The following is a 16,540-nucleotide window of genomic DNA, read 5'->3' on the forward strand; positions in this document are numbered from 1 at the left end:
GAACGCGAGTGACGCGTCCGTACCAGGTGGCATCCATCCTGCCGCAGGCCAAGAGTCGGCGAAGCACCGAGGCCCGAACCGCTCATGGTGTCTACGCTGGGTGGTGTTATCGGGCAGTCGTGCCGTCGGAGACAACCGGCGGCCTTAACAGCCGAGGAATCCCGTGAGTGACACCCCATTCGGATTCGGCCTTCCGCCGGAGGAGCCGGACGACGGCGACGAGGGCAAGAAGAAGGACCAGGAGAGCGGTGGTGGTCAGGGACCGGACAACCCGTTCGGTTTCGGCGGGCTGCCCGGGGCCGGAGGCTTCGGTGGCCCCGGTGCGGACAATCCGCTCGCCGCCATGTTCGGTTCGCTGAACCCCACCGACCTGGGCGCCGCGTTCCAGCAGCTGGGCCAGATGCTCTCGTACGAGGGCGGTCCGGTGAACTGGGACATGGCCAAGCAGATCGCCCGCCAGACCGTCTCCCAGGGCACCCCTGACGGCACCAAGGACGCGAGCATCGGCCCCTCGGAGCGGACCGCGGTCGAGGAGGCCGTCCGTCTGGCCGATCTGTGGCTGGACGACGCGACGTCGCTGCCCTCCGGCGCCGGCTCCGCGGTGGCGTGGTCGCGCGCGGAGTGGGTCGAGGCGACCCTGCCCGCGTGGAAGGAACTCGTCGACCCGGTGGCCGAGCGCGTCGGCGCGGCGATGGGCGATGTCCTGCCGGAGGAGATGCAGGCCATGGCGGGCCCGCTGATCGGCATGATGCGCTCCATGGGCGGCGCGATGTTCGGCACCCAGATCGGGCAGGCCGTCGGCGTGCTCGCGGGCGAGGTCGTCGGTTCCACCGACATCGGCCTGCCGCTCGGCCCGGCCGGCAAGGCCGCGCTGCTGCCGGTGAACATCGAGGCGTTCGGCAAGGACCTGGGCGTGCCGAAGGAGGAGGTGCGGCTGTATCTCGCCCTGCGCGAGGCCGCCCACCAGCGCCTCTTCGCGCACGTGCCATGGCTGCGCTCGCACCTGTACGGCGCGGTCGACGGGTACGCGCGCGGGATCAAGGTCGACACGGCCAAGCTGGAGGACGTGGTCGGCCAGTTCGACCCGCAGAACCCGGAACAGCTGCAGGACGCCCTCCAGCAGGGCATGTTCCAGCCGGAGGACACCCCGGAGCAGAAGGCGGCCCTGGCCCGTCTGGAGACGGCTCTTGCGCTCGTCGAGGGCTGGGTGGACGCGGTGGTGCACGCGGCCGCGAAGCCCCGCCTGTCGTCCGCGGACGCGCTGCGCGAGACCCTGCGCCGCCGTCGTGCGACGGGCGGCCCGGCGGAGCAGACGTTCGCCACGCTGATCGGTCTGGAGCTGCGCCCGCGCCGCCTGCGCGACGCGTCGCGCCTGTGGGCGTCCCTCACGGACGCGCGCGGGGTCGACGGCCGGGACGCCCTGTGGTCCCACCCGGACATGCTCCCGACGGCCTCCGACCTGGACGACCCGGACGGCTTCGTGCACCGCGAGCAGCTGGACTTCTCCGAGCTCGACAAGATGCTCGGCGAGGCGGCGAGCGGCTCCGCCGGGAAGCCGGACCTGAAGAAGGACACCGGGAGCGAACCCAAGAGCGACGACAAGGGCGACGACACCGAGTGAGCCTGTACGACGACGCGGTCCTCGTCCTGAAGGGGTTCGAGGACCAGGGAGAGCTGCGCCAGGCGTATCTGGACCACTTGGCCGCCCACCCGGACGGCATGTGGAAGGCCTGCCATGCGGGCCACATCACGGCCAGCGCCCTGGTGATCGATCCGGAGCACGGCCGGGTCCTGCTGACCCTGCACAAGAAGCTGCGGATGTGGCTGCAGATGGGCGGCCACTGCGAGCCGGAGGACGCCACCCTGGAGGCCGCCGCACTGCGCGAGGCCACGGAGGAGTCGGGCATCTCCGGGCTGACGCTGCTGCCGGGCGGCCCCGTGCGGCTGGACCGGCACGCCATCCCGGCGCCCTGCCACTGGCACTTCGACGTCCAGTACGCGGTCGTGGCACCGCCCGGAGCGGTCCAGGAGATCAGCGACGAGTCTCTCGACCTGCGCTGGTTCGCCCACGACGAGGTGGCGGACGTGGCCGACGAGTCGGTCGTACGACTGCTGGAGGCGACGCGCGCCAGGCTGTGAGCCCCGGCAACGTGAAAGGGGCGCCCGCATCGGCGGGCGCCCCTTACGTTGGCTTTCCGGACGCTCAGCTCCGGACGACGCTCAGCTCCAGACGTTGCCCTGGTTCTGCGCCCGCGCCCCGTGCTGCCCCATGCCGTATTGCGCGGCCATGCCCTGCCCGATCTGGGCGTTCTGCGGCGGCAGCAGCTCACTCGGCTGGACTAGTGCGTAGCCGCTGCCCATGAAGCTGAGCTCCCAGCCCTCACCGGTGTTGCCGCGACGCCGCCACACCCCCGAGGAGTGCGTCTGGGCCTGCATCTGGACGCGCAGCCCGGTCGACCAGGCGACGATCGCGTCGGCGTCGCAGTTGACGTATTTGTCGGGCGTCACCTGCATCATCAGGGGCGCGCCCGAGGTCATCAGGGCGACCTTGCCGCGGCCGGTGATGTTGAGCTGGTACTTCCCCGAGCCGGAGATGCCGTACTGGCTGTCCACGGCGATGACGTCGTGGTGCAGCGAGGAGTCCATGGCCAGTACGTAGGTGCTGTCGACCGTCAGCCCGTCCTGTTCGACCTCCACCACATGGATGTGCTGGGCGAGGTTGGCGAGGTAGACCGTGCCCTGCCCGTGGCAGCGCATCAGGTTGAGGCCCTCGCCGGTGGCCGCACGCGCGTACGCCTGCTGGGTGCTCTGGTACTCGGCGTCGAACTCGACGAGCCCCTGGTAGGCGACCATGGTGCCCTTGCGGGCCAGGATGTCGTCGTGGCCCTCCAGGGTGACGCGCAGCATCTGCTTGTTCTGCAGGCTGTAGCGCTCCCGGGACTGCGAGTCGTTGAAGGCGAAAAGCGGACTCTGCATGACGTTTCTGGCTCCCCCTCAGCCCCGGACCCGAAGGCGGTCGGTGCTGTCCTCGCTGGGCTGGACGACGACGATGCCCTGACCGGAGAAGGCCATCTGGTAGGCCTCGCCGCTGCCGCGGCCGATCAGGGACTGCGCCTTGAAGCTGCGCTTGCCCTTCACCTTGAGGTTCGGGGACCAGGCGACGAGCGCGTCCGGGTCGACGTACGTCTCGTCCTCGCCGCCACCGCAGTCGACGACGATCGGCTTGCCCCGGGAGGTCAGCGCGACCCAGCCCTGCCCGGAGATCTTGGTGTTCCACAGCCCCTGGCCGGCGAACTTCGCGAGCCCCTTGACCCGCTCGACGCCCCAGGTGAGGGACGCGTCGAAGGCGAGCAGGTTGGTGGCGTTGACGGAGATCCCGTCGCCGTTGAGGTTCATCACGACGACGTTGGCGCCGTAGTCGGCGAGGTAGAGCAGTCCGTCGCCCGAGGCCTTCATCAGGGGTGCGCCCTCGCCGGTGATCCAGTCGCGGGCGATCTGGCGCACGGCCGGCGGGTTGGGCTCGTACTGGATGAAGCCTTCGTAGGCGACCATCGACCCCACGCGCGCGAGGAGGTCGTTTCCGGTCTGCATGGCGACCTTCAGCATGTGGTTGCCGTGGTTCTCCATGCGGGCGGTGACGGGTGCGGGAGCGTAGCCCGCGAGTGGCTGGTTCATGACGGGCTCCCTCAGACCTCGTACGGCTGGACGACGATGAAGTTGCCGGGGGCGCCCCGGAACTGCAGGTTGACGCTCTCCCCGGTGTCGCCCGGGTAGGCGTTGCGGCGCATCCGGACCTGGCTGGAGACGATCACCTGGGAGGCCGCCGACCAGGCGACGACCGCGTTGCAGTCGGCGAAGGTGGTCGGCGTGACCGGCAGGACCACGGGCGTGCCGTGCGTCTTGACGACGATCGTGCCGGTCCCCTGGAACTGCATCGTGAACAGCGCGCCCCCGGGGATGCCGTGTCCCTCGACGCGGCGGACCTCGTACTGGAGGCTTTCGTCGAAGGCGAGGACGTTCTCCGCGGAGACGCAGATCGCGTCGCCCTGGAGCTCGACGGGGTGCAGGTGGGTGGAGTTCTCGGCGAGGAACACCTGGCCCTGGCCGGTGCAGCGCATCAGCTGCATCTCCTGGCCGGTCGCGTTTCCGACGATCCGGCCGGCGAACCCGGCGCCCTTGTAGCTGAAGTCGACCTTGCCCTGGTAGAGCACCATGCTGCCCTGGCGGGCGAGCACGGGCTGGCCACCGATGCCGAGGTCGACGCGGACGAGCTTCTTGTTCTGCTGCGTCCAGCGCTGCCCGGTGGGCGTCTCCTTGAACTGCTGGAGCGCGGCGGTGACGCCCGCACCACCCTGGGGGGCGCCTTGCGGAACGCCGTAGGACTGCTGGCCCGGGACCTGGCCCATGGGGGGCTGCTGACCGTAGCCGGGAGGCGGGGTCGGCTGCCCGTAGCCGGGCGGTGGGGCGGGAGCGTGGGGGGCCTGGGGCGCGTGCGGTGCCTGGGGCTGGCCGTAGCCGGGCGGCAGCGGCGCGGTCTGCCCGGGGGGCTGGCCGTACGGCTGCTGCTGGGGCGGTTGCCCGTACGGTGCGGGCGCCGGTCCTGGGGGCGGCACCGGGGCGCCGCCGGGCGGGGTCATGGGCGCGATGATGGTGGGCGCGGCGTGCACGTTCGGCGCGGGCGCAGGCGCGGGTGCCGGGGGCAAAGTCGCTCCCGGGGGCGGCGCGAAGCCCTGCGCGGCGGGCTGCGGAGCCGGGGCCGGCGCGGGGCCCGGGGCGCCGAACGCGGGCGGTGCGGAGGCCTGGGCCGGTGGACCGAACCCGGGGGCGGCACCGGTCTGCGGCTGCTGCGGAGCGGGCGCCGCGGGCGCCTCCTCCTCCATGACCTCGCCGCCGAAGTTCTTCAGCAGCGCGTCGAGGCCGCCGTCGAAGCCCTGTCCGACGGCCGCGAACCGCCACACGTCCTTCAGGTAGAAGTCGCCCAGCATGACGGCGCGTTCGGTGGAGAACTCGGAGCCGCTGAAGGCGTACCGGGCCACCTCCTCGCCGCCCGCGACGATGCGGATGTATCCGGGGGCGATCTGCGACATCTGCCCGGCGCCGTCGAGCGTCGCCGTGAACGACAGCTTCTGGATCTGCGCCGGGATCCGGTCGAGCGTGACCCGGAAGGACTCCGTGTCACCCGCCTGGGTACCCAGGAGCTGAATGGACTCCTCGGGGGACTTCGGCTGGTTGAAGAAGACGAAGTAGCGGTCGTCCGAAAGCCGTTCGTCGGTGTCGAGACCGAAGCAGCTGATGTCGAAGGTCAACCCGGGGCCGCTGATCTGCACGCCTACGTACAGATCGGTGCCCGCGGTGAGGTCACTGATCCTGGCCTTGTGGCCGCGTTGGAATTCCCTGGCCATGCGTAACGACCGTCCCCCATCCCGAATGCGAGTGCGTCGCGCCAGGCTAACGGCAAACTCGGACACCGGATGAAGTCGGTACACACCCGGTACACAAGCGCCGCCCCCGGGCGGCCATCACTCCCCGCGAGCACCCGGCAGATGCGGCAACCGTTCGGCGGCGACCACGCCTTCGAGATATCCGCGGGCCCGTTCGGTGCGCGGATAGGCCTCCAGGAGCCGCCAGAAGCGGGGTCCGTGCCCGGGCACGAGCAGATGCGCGAGTTCGTGTACGAGGACGTAGTCGACGACGTATTCGGGCATGCCCTGCAGCCGGTGCGACAGCCGGATACTGCCCTCGGCCGGGGTGCACGAGCCCCAGCGTGTGTTCTGGTTGGTGACCCAGCGCACCGAGGTGGGCCGGGCGCGGCCGTCGAAACACTGGGCCGACAACCGCTCGGCACGCTCGGCCAGTTCGTCGTCACCGAGGACCCGTTTGCTTTCCTGGGCGGCCAGCTTGTCGAGCATGACGGTCACCCAGCGCTGCTCCTCCGCCTCGGACATCCGGGCAGGGATTAGTACGACGGTGCGATCGCCCTCGCGGTACGCGGAGACCGTCCTGCGTCGACGGGAGCTCCTGCGGACCTCGATCGCGCTCGTCCCCGAGCCGTTCGGCGGCTGGCTCGTCGTGCTGCGCTGTGGCATTCCGGCGCTGTGCAGTGGGTCGGCGGGCACGCCCCGACGTTACCCGCTGCACACGGGTGAAGTCCCGACTCCGGGACGGTTCCGTGCCGATCGCCCACCGTGCGTCTGATTTGTACGACGAATACCCACACCCTGTGGACAACTTTCGGCACCCGACGGTGAGTCCGGGCATGCTGGATCTCGCCGGGGAAGCCACCCACCGACCGTCGACCGACCATCGACCGGTCACCGACCGACTTCCACCGGCGGACGGGGACGTTCTACGAAGGCTTACGGGGGCCTGTCATGGATGAGTTGGTTCCGATCGCTCCGGCGGTGAAGCCCGCGCTCAGGCGCGGCTGGCGCGATCTCAACACCGTGCAGTTCGGGATGGCGCCGGCGCACGCGCTGACGCTGGGTCCGATGGACACGGCGACGGGCAGCTTCCTCGACCTGCTCAACGGCACCCGCGGGCTGCCCCTCCTGCGCGAGGAAGGGCGCCGCATGGACCTGCCGGACGGTCATGTCGACATGTTGGTGCAGCGACTGGCGCGGGCCGGCCTCCTGGACGACGCGAAGGGCGGCGGGCCGGACGCCGACACACTGCGCGGCAAGAAGGAGGTCCTCGCCCGGCTGCGCCCGGACCTCGCCTCGCTGTCCCTGATCGCCACCGCACCGGACGAGGCGATCAGGCGCCTGGCCGCACGCCGCTCACTGCGCGTGCAGGTGCGGGGTGCGGGCCGGGTGGGCTCGGTGCTGGCCTCGCTGCTGGCGGGCGCGGGGATCGGGGAGGTCGACGTGCGGGACGTCGGCCGGGTCGAGGCGGGGGACGTGGCGCCGGGCGGACTGCCCGCCGAGTCCGTCGGCGACCGCAGGGACGAGGCCGCCCGGCAGGCCGTACGCCGGTCCGCCCCGGACCGTGCACCACGCCGCGGCCGCGCGGCTGCGCCCACTGACGGCGAGCCCGGCTTCTCGCTGGTGATCCTGGCCCCGCGGGACGACGTCGACGTCCACGCACCCGCGCCGACCACCGCGGAACCGCTCATCGCCTCGGGGACGCCGCATCTGTACGCCGGCGTCGTGGAAGCGACCGGCGTCGTCGGTCCCCTCGTCCTGCCCGGTGAGACGAGCTGCGCGGGCTGTCTGCACGAGGGGCGCACCGACCGGGATCCGGCCTGGCCCCGACTGGTCGCGCAGTGGCGCTCCGGCGCGCCACGCCAGGCGCGGCCCTGCGACCTGACGCTGGCCACGACGGTCGCCGGGCTGGCGGCCGCGCATGCGCTCTCGTTCCTGGACGGCCGGGTCCCGACCAGCGCCAGCGCGCGCTGGGAGGTTTCGCTACCCGGTCTGACCTGGCATGCGAGGCCCGTCTGGGCGCATCCGGCATGCTCGTGCGGGGCCGCGGAGAAAGGTAAGGGAGAACACACCTCTAAGGACGAGGATTCGCACGAGACAATGAAGGGGCACTGGTCGCCGAAGGAGTCGTGCCGTAAGGCAGACCCGGCGCGGCCGGCAGGGACTTGGAGGGCGCATGTCTGATCTTCCCCGCAAGGCGGTCACCCGGACTGCCAAGCTCGCCGCGCTCCCGCTCGGCTTCGCCGGGCGGGCGACCTGGGGACTCGGCAAGCGGATCGTCGGCGAGTCCGCGGAGATCGTCGGCCGCGAGCTGCAACAGCGCACGGCGGAGCAGCTGTTCAAGGTGCTCGGTGAGCTCAAGGGCGGCGCGATGAAGTTCGGCCAGGCCCTGTCCGTCTTCGAGTCGGCGCTGCCCGAGGAGGTCGCCGGCCCCTACCGTGCGGCGCTGACGAAGCTGCAGGAGGCGGCGCCGCCGATGCCGACCCGCACCGTGCACCGGGTGCTCGGCGAGCGGCTCGGGGAGGACTGGCACGACCTGTTTCTCGAATTCGAGGACAAGCCCTCCGCGGCGGCCTCGATCGGGCAGGTCCACCGCGGGGTGTGGCACGACGGCCGTGAGGTGGCGGTCAAGGTGCAGTACCCGGGAGCGGGCGAGGCCCTCTTGTCCGACCTGAACCAATTGAGCCGTTTCGCCCGCTTGTTGGGCCCGCTCATCCCCGGCATGGACATCAAGCCTCTGATCGCGGAGCTCAAGGACCGCGTCTCGGAGGAACTGGACTACGGCCTGGAGGCCCAGGCCCAGCAGACCCACGCCGAGGAGTTCGCGGACGACCCGGACGTCCTGGTACCCGGCGTGGTCCACCAGTGCGACCAGGTGCTGATCACCGAGTGGGTCGACGGCGTTCCGCTGTCGGAGATCATCGCGGACGGCACCCGGGAACAGCGCGACCGGGCCGGACAGCTCCTGGCCCGCTTCCTCTTCTCCGGCCCGGCCCGCACCGGCCTGCTGCACGCCGACCCGCACCCGGGCAACTTCCGCCTGCTGCCCGGCGGCCCGGACGGCGAAGGCGAATGGCGCCTGGGCGTCCTGGACTTCGGTACGGTCGACCGCCTCCCGGGCGGCCTGCCGACCCCCATCGGCGACTCCCTGCGCATGACCATCGACGGCGATGCGGAGGCCGTCTACGACCTCCTCTGCGCGGAGGGCTTCGTCAAGGACTCCATCGAGCTGGACCCCAGCGCGGTCCTCGACTACCTCCTGCCGATCATCGAACCTGCCCGGGCCGACGACTTCACCTTCACGCGCGGCTGGATGCGCAGTCAGGCGGCACGTATCGCCGACCCTCGCTCCCCCGCCCACCAACTCGGCAAGCAGCTGAACCTGCCACCGGCCTACCTCCTGATACACCGTGTGACGTTGAGCACCATCGGCGTGCTGTGCCAGCTGGGGGCGACGGTGCGACTGCGCGAGGAGCTGGAGGAATGGCTTCCGGGATTCGTCCTGGAGGAGGCCATGGAGGAGGAGTCGGCCGTGGAGGCGTGATCCGGGCTGCCGTGTTGCGGGTCCGAGGGTGGGCGGGGGGAGGGGGCGGGGGGGAGGCCCCAGAGAAGTCGCCTCACCACCAGCCCGAGTCCAACCGCCCTTCGATCGCCCGGAGATTCTCCCGGGAGCAGGCCTCGCAGAAGTAGCGGCCGGCGCCGTCTTCCACGGAGTAGGTCCAGGTGAGCTGCGGGCCTTCGGCCCGGGCGCGGCAGCGGGCGCACACCAGGGGCTGGGGCTCCGCGGGGGAGCCTGTGTCGTCGCTGCCTCCGGGAAGACTCGTCACCCGGTGACGATAACTCCGCGGTCCGCGGATCGCGGGCACAACGCACTGCGGGGGCCGGTCCGTTCGGACGGACCGGCCCCCGCGGGGAGCTCACGCCTCCCGAGGTCGGGAGGCCATCGCTTCAGGTGTTGTCGACTACTGCATGACCGCCATGGCGAGCGCGCGGCGGGCGCGCATCGAGGCGCGCTCGGCCCGGCGCTGCATCCGGCGGGCGGTCGCCAGGCGCACGGCCCGGCGTTCCCGCTCGGCTTCATGCAGCCGGTCGTGCATATGCGCACGAGCCAGGGCTTCTGGGATGAGTTGCATCTCGCGGGTCCTGTTCTGGCGTGAACCGGTCACGCCGGTGGTGGTGAGATCTTCGATCGCGGAGCCGGCGGGCTCGTTGGTGGACGGCTTCATCGGGGCCTGCTTCTTGGGGTCGTTCGTGCGGGGGCGGTCGATCGTTCCTGTGATGTTCATGCCGTGACCGGGTTCTTGCGCGGGCGACCACGCGGCCGCTTCCGGGCAACGACGACACCCTGGACGAACAGCTCGCCACCCCAGACGCCCCAGGGCTCACGCCGCTCCTTGGCGCCGGCGAGGCAGGCCTCGATCAGCGGGCAGGTGCGGCAGAGGGACTTGGCGTACTCGACGTCGGCCGGCGACTCGGCGAAGAAGAACTCCGGGTCGTAGGAACGGCAGGGGACGGGTACGCCGAGGTTCTCGATGGCGTCGTCGAGCGCGGTGAGCGCAGTGAGCGGGATCAAGGTGGAGTCCTCCGTGAGGCCGGGCGGGGGGATCGTTTCGGAAGGCGGTACTGACGGGGCGTGCGCTTCGAGTTGCACGGTTCGTCTTCCTCGTCTGTCGTTCCGGCCCTGTTGGACCGGGTGGCGGCTGGTACCGGGTTCTTTGTTTGTCCCGAGGCTCCTTCGCCTGTCTGTCCCGGTGTTGGGGCAAACAGAAGGGCCGCGGATCCCGGATGGGGTTCCGCGGCCCTGAAGGCGCCGGCCTGATCGTCGATCAGGCTGGATCACTCCAGGGTTCTGGCCCACGGAAGGCCCACATCAGGTGGTGCTGCGTCGTCTGCTTCCGGCTTCCGGCACCGGCCGCCGTAAAGGCATAGGCCGTCGCCTGTGCCACTACTGCTTCCAGTGCCTTGATCGGTCGCTCATTGCGCTCACGGATGGGAAGACCCGCGAGAGACACGGGGGACGCCGGACGCACGGCAGGAATGCCGGACAGACCGGTGCCCGGGTTGGAGGCGCCGAGCATGCACGTGGAGACGACCGAGCGATCGGTCAGTTTGGCGGTGCTGATGGAGCTGCTGCTGATGCTGATCACTTCAATCGCCTCCTCTCGGCGTCTCGGGGGACTGGGGTGAGCCAGTCCGACGGGTATGCAAGTAGAACACGGAATCGGGGCCTCCGAGAAGGCCTCCGTCCCCGTGGACAAGAACCTATGGGGATTCCTGGGGCATGCGCAAACTATTTTTTCGACGAGTTTGAATCAGTCACTTTCTTCGTCCGCTCCGAGCTCACGACCTGCGCAGAGGGCCAGGACGTCGGCCCCGTAGCGGTTGAGCTTGCGCACGCCGACGCCCGGAATCCGTGCCAGTTCGCCGTCGTCGTCGGGGACGGCCTCGGCGATCGCCATCAGTGTCTTGTCGGTGAAGACGCAGAAGGCGGGCTGTCCGCTGCGCTGCGCCTGGTCCGCACGCCACTCGCGCAACCGCTCGTAGAGACCCTCGTCCATGTCGGAGGGGCAGTCCTCGCAGCGCATCAGCTTCATCTCGCCGGCGTCGGTGAGCGTGCGCCCGCACACCCGGCAACGGGCGGGGGTGCGCTGCACACGCCGCGGTACGGCGTCCGGTCTTCTCGTGAAGCCGCGCTCCACTCCCCCGGCGCCACTCGCCACGGTGCGGCCGGCGGTGGCGGTGGAGCCCGGGCGCAGCCCGTCCAGGAACCGGCTGGGGCGGCGGTTGGGGCGGCCGCCTGGCGAGCGGGACAGCGACCAGGAGACGTAGAGGCGCTCCCGGGCTCTGGTGACACCTACATAGAGGAGGCGGCGCTCCTCTTCTATCTGTTCGTCGGTCTTTGCGTAGGTGATCGGCATCATGCCCTCGGCGACCCCGACCAGGAAGACGACATCCCATTCGAGTCCCTTGGCCGAGTGCAGGGAGGCCAGGGTGACGCCCTGCACGGTCGGGGCGTGCTGTGCGTTCGCCCGCTCGTCCAGCTCCGCGACGAGGTCGCCGAGGGTGGCTCCGGGTTTGGCGGCGGCGAAGTCGTGCGCGAGGTTCACGAGAGCGGCGAGGGATTCCCAGCGCTCTCTGACCGCGCCGGAGCCGGCCGGGGGCTGGGGCGTCCAGCCCTCGCCCGACAGCACGGCACGTACTTGGGAGGGCAGGTCCACGGCGTCGTCGAGGAGGGAGTCGTTGCCTCCGAAGCGGGCCGCGCCGCGCAGGGCGACGCCTGCCTTGCGCACTTCGGGGCGGTCGAAGAACCGCTCGGCGCCGCGCAGTTGGTAGGGGACTCCGGCGTCTGCGAGGGCCTGCTCGTACGTTTCGGACTGGGAGTTCGTCCGGAACAGGATGGCGATCTCGCTGGCCGGGACGCCCGCGTCCATGAGCTCGCTGATGCGGCGGGCGGCGCCTTCGGCCTCGGCGGGCTCGTCCGTGTATTCGGTGTAAGCGGGTTCGGGGCCCGGCTCGCGCTGGGAGATCAGCTCCAGACGGTGGTCGGCGGCGCGGCCGCGGGCCTGGGCGAGGAGGCCGTTGGCGAGATGGACGACCTGGGGGGTGGAGCGGTAGTCGCGGACCAGCTTGACGACGGTGGCTCCGGGGTGGCGGGTGCGGAAGTCGAGCAGGTGGTCGGGGGTTGCTCCGGTGAACGAGTAGATCGTCTGGCTGGCGTCGCCGACGACGCACAGGTTGTCCCGCTCGCCGAGCCACAGGTCCAGGAGGCGCTGCTGGAGGGGGCTGACGTCCTGGTACTCGTCAACCACGAAGTGCTGGTACTGGGAGCGGACCTGCTCGGCGATGTCGTGCCGGTCCTGGAGGACGGCGACAGTCAGCAGCAGGACGTCTTCGAAGTCGATGACGGAGCGGTCCCGCTTGAGGTCCTCGTAGACGGAGTAGAGCTGGGCGATCTCTGCCGGGTCGCGGGGGGTGTCGCGGCCGGCCTTGGCGGCGGCGGGCGCGTAGTCGGCGGGGACGGTCTGGGTGACCTTGGACCACTCGATCTCGGCGGTGACGTCCCGCAGCTCGCCGCGGTCGAGGCGGATGCGGCAGGCGGCGGCCGCGTCGGCGACGAGCTGGATCTTGCGGTCGACGAGCCGGGGCATGGAGCCACCGACTGCTTTCGGCCAGAAGTACTGCAGCTGACGCAGGGCGGCCGAGTGGAAGGTGCGGGCCTGGACGCCGGCGGCGCCGAGGTGGCGCAGCCGGCCGCGCATCTCGCCGGCGGCGCGGTTGGTGAACGTGACGGCCAGGACGCTGGAGGGCTGCAGTATTCCGGCGCGCACTCCGTAGGCGATGCGGTGGGTGATCGCCCGGGTCTTGCCCGTGCCGGCGCCGGCCAGCACGCACACCGGTCCGCGCAGGGTGGTGGCCACCTCGCGCTGCTCGGGGTCGAGCCCTTCGAGCACCGCGTCGGCCGAGTCCGGTACCTGCGGGAAGAGGGTGGAGTGCGTTGCTGCTGTCACACGGCCATGCTGCCAGGTCGGCGGAGGCGGGTGAGTCCGTTGTCCACAGGCAGGCACCTGCAGTCGTACTAATGCGGCAGGCGTCACGTCCGGTGGTGTACCGCGTAGGGGAATGGTGGCCCTTTCAAGTACGTTCCATGACTGCGAGCACCCTTCCCCCGGAGCAGCTGAGGAGCGCGAGAGACATGCTGGGCACTGTGACGATGTACAGCACCACGTGGTGCGGCTACTGCCGCCGGCTGAAGAGCCAGATGGACCGCGAGGGCATCGCGTACACCGAGATCAACATCGAGCAGGACCCGGAGTCCGCGGCGTTCGTGGAGAAGGCGAATGGCGGGAATCAGACGGTTCCCACCGTGCTCTTCCCGGACGGTTCGACGCTCACGAACCCGTCGCTGGCGCAGGTGAAGCAGAAGATCGGCGCGTAATTGCTCGGCTGCGGCGCGGAAGGCGGTCTCTGAGGCGTACTCAGGGGCCGTCTTCTTTTGGTTTGTCCCACACGACGATGTAGCGCCACAGCAGTCGGCGGCGGAAGCGGCATCCGGGCAGCAGGCGGCGCGCGGCGCGCCGGGCCTCGCCCCAGGACATGGTCGAGTCCTCGACGGGCATGCCGGAAGGGCCTCGTTTGCCGCCTCGCAGCCGTGCGTTGAGCAGGCTGGCCGGCACGCCGCAGCCGCTGATCACCCAGTCCAGGGCCGTCCGGTTGTACGCCATGCCGACGATCACCAGACGGCCGCCGGGCGCGAGCAGTCGTACCAGGCTGTCGATCGCGTTCTCGAACGGCGCGTGATGGACCACGGCGACGGCGCTGACGAAGTCGTACTTGCCCTCGGCGAGGGTCGTGTCGTCGAGGTAGTCCCCTTCCAGGAATGTGACGTTCCTGGTCGTCGTCTCCGCGCGCGCGTGTCGGATCATCCGGGGCGACCGGTCCACGCCCGTCACGGATCCGGCCTTCTCCGCCAGCTTGCGCGCCAGCAGTCCGTCTCCGCACCCGATGTCGAGAGCCGTCCCGCAGCCGTCCGGCACGGCTGCGAGTACCGCCGGATGGTAGTGGACGTTGTGGTTCCAATAGGGGTCGCTCATCGGGCGCCTGGCTCCCTCAGACGAAGTTCCTCGTCGGCAGCGGCTTGCCGTACCACATCTCGATCAGGCGGGCCGCGATGGAGATGCCGTACGGAGGCAGTACTTCGCCGGACTCGAAGGCGGCACCCAGTTCGTCCCGGGAGAACCAGCGGGCTTCGTGGATCTCGTCGCCGTCGACGTTGATGTCGGTCGAGGTCGCGTGGGCCATGAAGCCGAGCATGAGGCTGGACGGGAAGGGCCAGGGCTGGCTGGCGACGTACTCGACCGCGCCGACGGTGATGCCCGCCTCCTCGAAGACCTCGCGGCGCACCGACTGTTCGATGGACTCGCCGGGCTCGACGAAGCCGGCGAGCGTCGAGAAGCGGCCCTCGGGCCAGTGGACCTGGCGGCCGAGCAGGATGCGGTCCTGTTCGTCGGTGACGGCCATGATGACGGCGGGGTCGGTGCGCGGGTAGTGCTCGGCGCCGCAGGCGGAGCAGCGGCGGATGTGGCCGGCGGCGGCGATGACCGTGCGCTCGCCGCAGCGGGAGCAGAACCGGTGGGTGCGCTGCCAGTTCTCCAGGCCGACCGCGTGGACCATCAGGCCCGCGTCGCGGGGCGACAGCAGGAGGCCTGCCTCGCGCAGGCCCGCGGGGCGCGCGGATTGGTCGATACGGCCGGGCAGCGCGTCCTTCTGGAGGGCGAAGTAACTGACGCCGTCGTCGTCGGTGCCCAGGAAGTAGCGGTGTGCCTCGGTCAGGGGGGCTTCGAAGGAGGGGGTCATGACGAGTTCGGTGCGGCCGTCGGCCGTCTCGTCGACGAGGACCTGGCCGCCGGAGACCACGAAGCAGCGGGTCGTGGGGTGGCTCCAGGCCGCTGCGAGCCAGGCTTCGTCGAGACGGTGGTGGGCGGCGCGGTCGATGCCGCTGGGGGCGGTGAGTGAGACGGGGCGGTCGGCGGTGTGGTCGGTCCAGGTGGTCACAGGTGCTTCCAACTCCCCCGGTGGAACGGATTGTTTCGGCGGGCGGTTCGGCGGGACGTAGGGCAGGGGGCGACCGGTTCCGGTGGGACTGGGCGGTGGCGGGCGGTTGTTCCAGTGTGCTCCGCGTGCGCTGTCGCTCCGGGCGCTCAGGGCGCATGGCGCCATGTCTCGGCGAGATCGCCCCACAGGTGTGCGCTGGTCTCGACGCCCTTGAGGAGGAGGTCGAGTTCGACCTTCTCGTTCGGGGCGTGCCAGCCGTCGGACGGGACGGAGATGCCCAGGAAGAGCACGGGCGCACCGAGGACTTCCTGGAGGTCGGCGGCGGGCCCGGAGCCGCCCTCGCGCGTGAAGCGGACGGGTTTTTCGAAGGCACGGCCCATGGCGCGGGCGACGGACTGCAGGGCGGGGTGGTCCAGCGGTGTCAGGCACGGGCGGGTGGCCGCACCGAACGTGATCTCGTGCCGGATCCCGGCGGGTACCTGCGCGGCGGCCCACGCGCGGACGGCCTTCTCGATGTACTCGGGGTCCTGACCGGCGACCAGGCGGAAGGAGAGCTTCACCATGGCCGAGGACGGGATGATCGTCTTGCTGCCGGGGCCCTGGTAGCCGCCGCCGATGCCGTTCACCTCGGCCGTGGGGCGGGCCCAGATGCGCTCCAGGGTGGTGTGTCCGGTCTCGCCGTGGGTGGCGTGGGATCGGGCGGTGCGCAGCCACTGTCCCTCGTCGAAGGGCAGCTCGGCGAAGAGTTCGCGCTCGCGGTCGGTGAGTTCGACGATGCCGTCGTAGAAGCCGGGGATCGCCACGCGTGCGTGCTCGTCGTGCAGGGCGGCGACCAGGCGGGCGGCGGCGGTGGCCGGGTTGGGGACGGCGCCTCCGAAGGAGCCGGAGTGGATGTCCTGGTCGGGACCGTTCAGCCGGATCTCGCACTCGGCGAGGCCACGCATCCCGGTGCACACCGTGGGGGTGTCCTCGGACCACATGCCGGTGTCCGAGACGATCACGGCGTCGGTGGTGAGCCTGTCCGCGTGCTCCTCGACGAGGGCCCGGAAGTGCGGGGAGCCGGATTCCTCCTCGCCCTCGATCAGCAGCTTGAGGTGGACGGCGGGAGCGGTGCGGCCGGTGGTGGCGAGGTGGGCGCGGACGCCGAGTGTGTGGAAGAACACCTGGCCCTTGTCGTCAGCCGCCCCGCGCGCGTAGAGACGGTTTTCGCGGACGACGGGCTCGAAGGGGTCGCTGTCCCAGCCGTCCTCGCGCGCTGCGGGCTGCACGTCGTGATGGCCGTAGACCAGGACCGTGGGCGCCTCGGGGTCGGTGGAGGGCCACTCGGCGAAGACGGCCGGGGCGCCCGGTGTCTCCCAGACCTCGGCGGTCGGGAAGCCGGTCTCCTTGAGTTTGGCGGCGAGCCAGTCGGCGCTGCGGCGTACGTCGGGCCCGTGGTCGGGCTGGGCCGACACGGACGGGATGCGCAGCCACTCCGCGAGGTCGTGGAGGAAGGCGGCGCGGTGCTGCTCGATGTACGAACGGACGGCGCTGACGGCATTGTCAACGGGCTGGCTCATGGTCACGAG

17 protein-coding genes are annotated in these 16,540 nt (G+C 70.7%); 5 read left to right on the forward strand and 12 right to left on the reverse strand.

Annotated elements, in window-relative coordinates:
• The first annotated feature begins 163 nt into the window (after positions 1 to 163).
• Together OG303_RS18510 and OG303_RS18515 are read left to right on the forward strand one after the other, a co-directional pair.
• Positions 164 to 1,621, forward strand: coding sequence for a zinc-dependent metalloprotease (locus OG303_RS18510; RefSeq protein WP_405869504.1), 1,458 nt, complete (start codon positions 164 to 166; stop codon positions 1,619 to 1,621).
• Positions 1,618 to 2,139, forward strand: a complete 522-nt coding sequence (locus tag OG303_RS18515; protein ID WP_405869505.1) for an NUDIX hydrolase — start codon at positions 1,618 to 1,620, stop codon at positions 2,137 to 2,139. Before OG303_RS18510 ends, OG303_RS18515 begins: the two co-directional genes overlap by 4 nt.
• An 81-nt stretch (positions 2,140 to 2,220) precedes the next feature.
• Here OG303_RS18515 and OG303_RS18520 read toward each other — a convergent pair whose 3' ends face one another.
• The 4 genes from OG303_RS18520 to OG303_RS18535 all read right to left on the reverse strand — a co-directional run bounded on the left by OG303_RS18520 (position 2,221) and on the right by OG303_RS18535 (position 6,116).
• Positions 2,221 to 2,976, reverse strand: coding sequence for an AIM24 family protein (locus OG303_RS18520; RefSeq protein ID WP_405869506.1), 756 nt, complete (start codon positions 2,974 to 2,976; stop codon positions 2,221 to 2,223).
• 18 nt (positions 2,977 to 2,994) lie between these two features.
• Positions 2,995 to 3,675, reverse strand: a complete 681-nt coding sequence (locus OG303_RS18525) for an AIM24 family protein (RefSeq protein ID WP_405869507.1) — start codon at positions 3,673 to 3,675, stop codon at positions 2,995 to 2,997.
• 11 nt (positions 3,676 to 3,686) lie between these two features.
• Positions 3,687 to 5,402, reverse strand: coding sequence for a TerD family protein (locus tag OG303_RS18530; protein WP_405869508.1), 1,716 nt, complete (start codon positions 5,400 to 5,402; stop codon positions 3,687 to 3,689).
• Between the two features lie 117 nt (positions 5,403 to 5,519).
• Positions 5,520 to 6,116, reverse strand: coding sequence for a M48 family metallopeptidase (locus OG303_RS18535; protein ID WP_405869509.1), 597 nt, complete (start codon positions 6,114 to 6,116; stop codon positions 5,520 to 5,522).
• A gap of 273 nt (positions 6,117 to 6,389) precedes the next feature.
• Between OG303_RS18535 and OG303_RS18540 the strand changes: the two genes are divergently transcribed.
• Both OG303_RS18540 and OG303_RS18545 read left to right on the forward strand, forming a co-directional pair.
• Complete coding sequence (locus OG303_RS18540; RefSeq protein ID WP_405877338.1) at positions 6,390 to 7,604, forward strand: ThiF family adenylyltransferase; 1,215 nt, start codon at positions 6,390 to 6,392, stop codon at positions 7,602 to 7,604.
• A complete protein-coding gene (locus OG303_RS18545) occupies positions 7,597 to 8,964 on the forward strand; it encodes an ABC1 kinase family protein (RefSeq protein ID WP_405869510.1) in 1,368 nt (455 codons plus the stop codon). Before OG303_RS18540 ends, OG303_RS18545 begins: the two co-directional genes overlap by 8 nt.
• A 73-nt stretch (positions 8,965 to 9,037) precedes the next feature.
• Here the strand turns inward: OG303_RS18545 and OG303_RS18550 are convergent, their stop codons facing one another.
• The 5 genes from OG303_RS18550 to OG303_RS18570 form a co-directional block, all read right to left on the reverse strand.
• Positions 9,038 to 9,247: a hypothetical protein gene (locus OG303_RS18550; protein WP_405869511.1), complete on the reverse strand. Its 210-nt coding sequence runs from the start codon at positions 9,245 to 9,247 to the stop codon at positions 9,038 to 9,040.
• Between the two features lie 135 nt (positions 9,248 to 9,382).
• Positions 9,383 to 9,706, reverse strand: coding sequence for a hypothetical protein (locus OG303_RS18555; RefSeq protein ID WP_405869512.1), 324 nt, complete (start codon positions 9,704 to 9,706; stop codon positions 9,383 to 9,385).
• A complete protein-coding gene (locus OG303_RS18560) occupies positions 9,703 to 10,071 on the reverse strand; it encodes a WhiB family transcriptional regulator (protein WP_405869513.1) in 369 nt (122 codons plus the stop codon). Before OG303_RS18560 ends, OG303_RS18555 begins: the two co-directional genes overlap by 4 nt.
• 175 nt (positions 10,072 to 10,246) lie before the next feature.
• Entirely contained in the window at positions 10,247 to 10,567 is a 321-nt protein-coding gene (locus OG303_RS18565; RefSeq protein ID WP_405869514.1) for a hypothetical protein, read from the reverse strand.
• Positions 10,568 to 10,732: 165 nt separating this feature from the next.
• Positions 10,733 to 12,928, reverse strand: a complete 2,196-nt coding sequence (locus tag OG303_RS18570; protein ID WP_405869515.1) for an ATP-dependent DNA helicase UvrD2 — start codon at positions 12,926 to 12,928, stop codon at positions 10,733 to 10,735.
• A 185-nt stretch (positions 12,929 to 13,113) separates the two neighbouring features.
• On the opposite strand from OG303_RS18570, the gene OG303_RS18575 reads away from it, so the two are divergent.
• On the forward strand, positions 13,114 to 13,356 hold the full coding sequence (locus tag OG303_RS18575; RefSeq protein WP_003992805.1) for a mycoredoxin: 243 nt from the start codon (positions 13,114 to 13,116) through the stop codon (positions 13,354 to 13,356).
• A 40-nt stretch (positions 13,357 to 13,396) separates the two neighbouring features.
• Here OG303_RS18575 and OG303_RS18580 read toward each other — a convergent pair whose 3' ends face one another.
• The 3 genes from OG303_RS18580 to OG303_RS18590 all read right to left on the reverse strand — a co-directional run bounded on the left by OG303_RS18580 (position 13,397) and on the right by OG303_RS18590 (position 16,531).
• Positions 13,397 to 14,011, reverse strand: a complete 615-nt coding sequence (locus OG303_RS18580) for a class I SAM-dependent methyltransferase (protein WP_405869516.1) — start codon at positions 14,009 to 14,011, stop codon at positions 13,397 to 13,399.
• A 16-nt stretch (positions 14,012 to 14,027) separates the two neighbouring features.
• Positions 14,028 to 14,972 (reverse strand): NAD(+) diphosphatase, encoded by a 945-nt coding sequence (gene nudC / locus OG303_RS18585; RefSeq protein WP_405869517.1) that lies wholly within the window; start codon positions 14,970 to 14,972, stop codon positions 14,028 to 14,030.
• Between the two features lie 146 nt (positions 14,973 to 15,118).
• On the reverse strand, positions 15,119 to 16,531 hold the full coding sequence (locus tag OG303_RS18590; RefSeq protein ID WP_405869518.1) for a dipeptidase: 1,413 nt from the start codon (positions 16,529 to 16,531) through the stop codon (positions 15,119 to 15,121).
• Positions 16,532 to 16,540: the final 9 nt, after the last annotated feature.

The sequence above is a fragment of the Streptomyces sp. NBC_00005 genome, from assembly GCF_045160215.1.
In the GTDB taxonomy this organism is placed as follows: Bacteria; Actinomycetota; Actinomycetes; order Streptomycetales; family Streptomycetaceae; genus Streptomyces.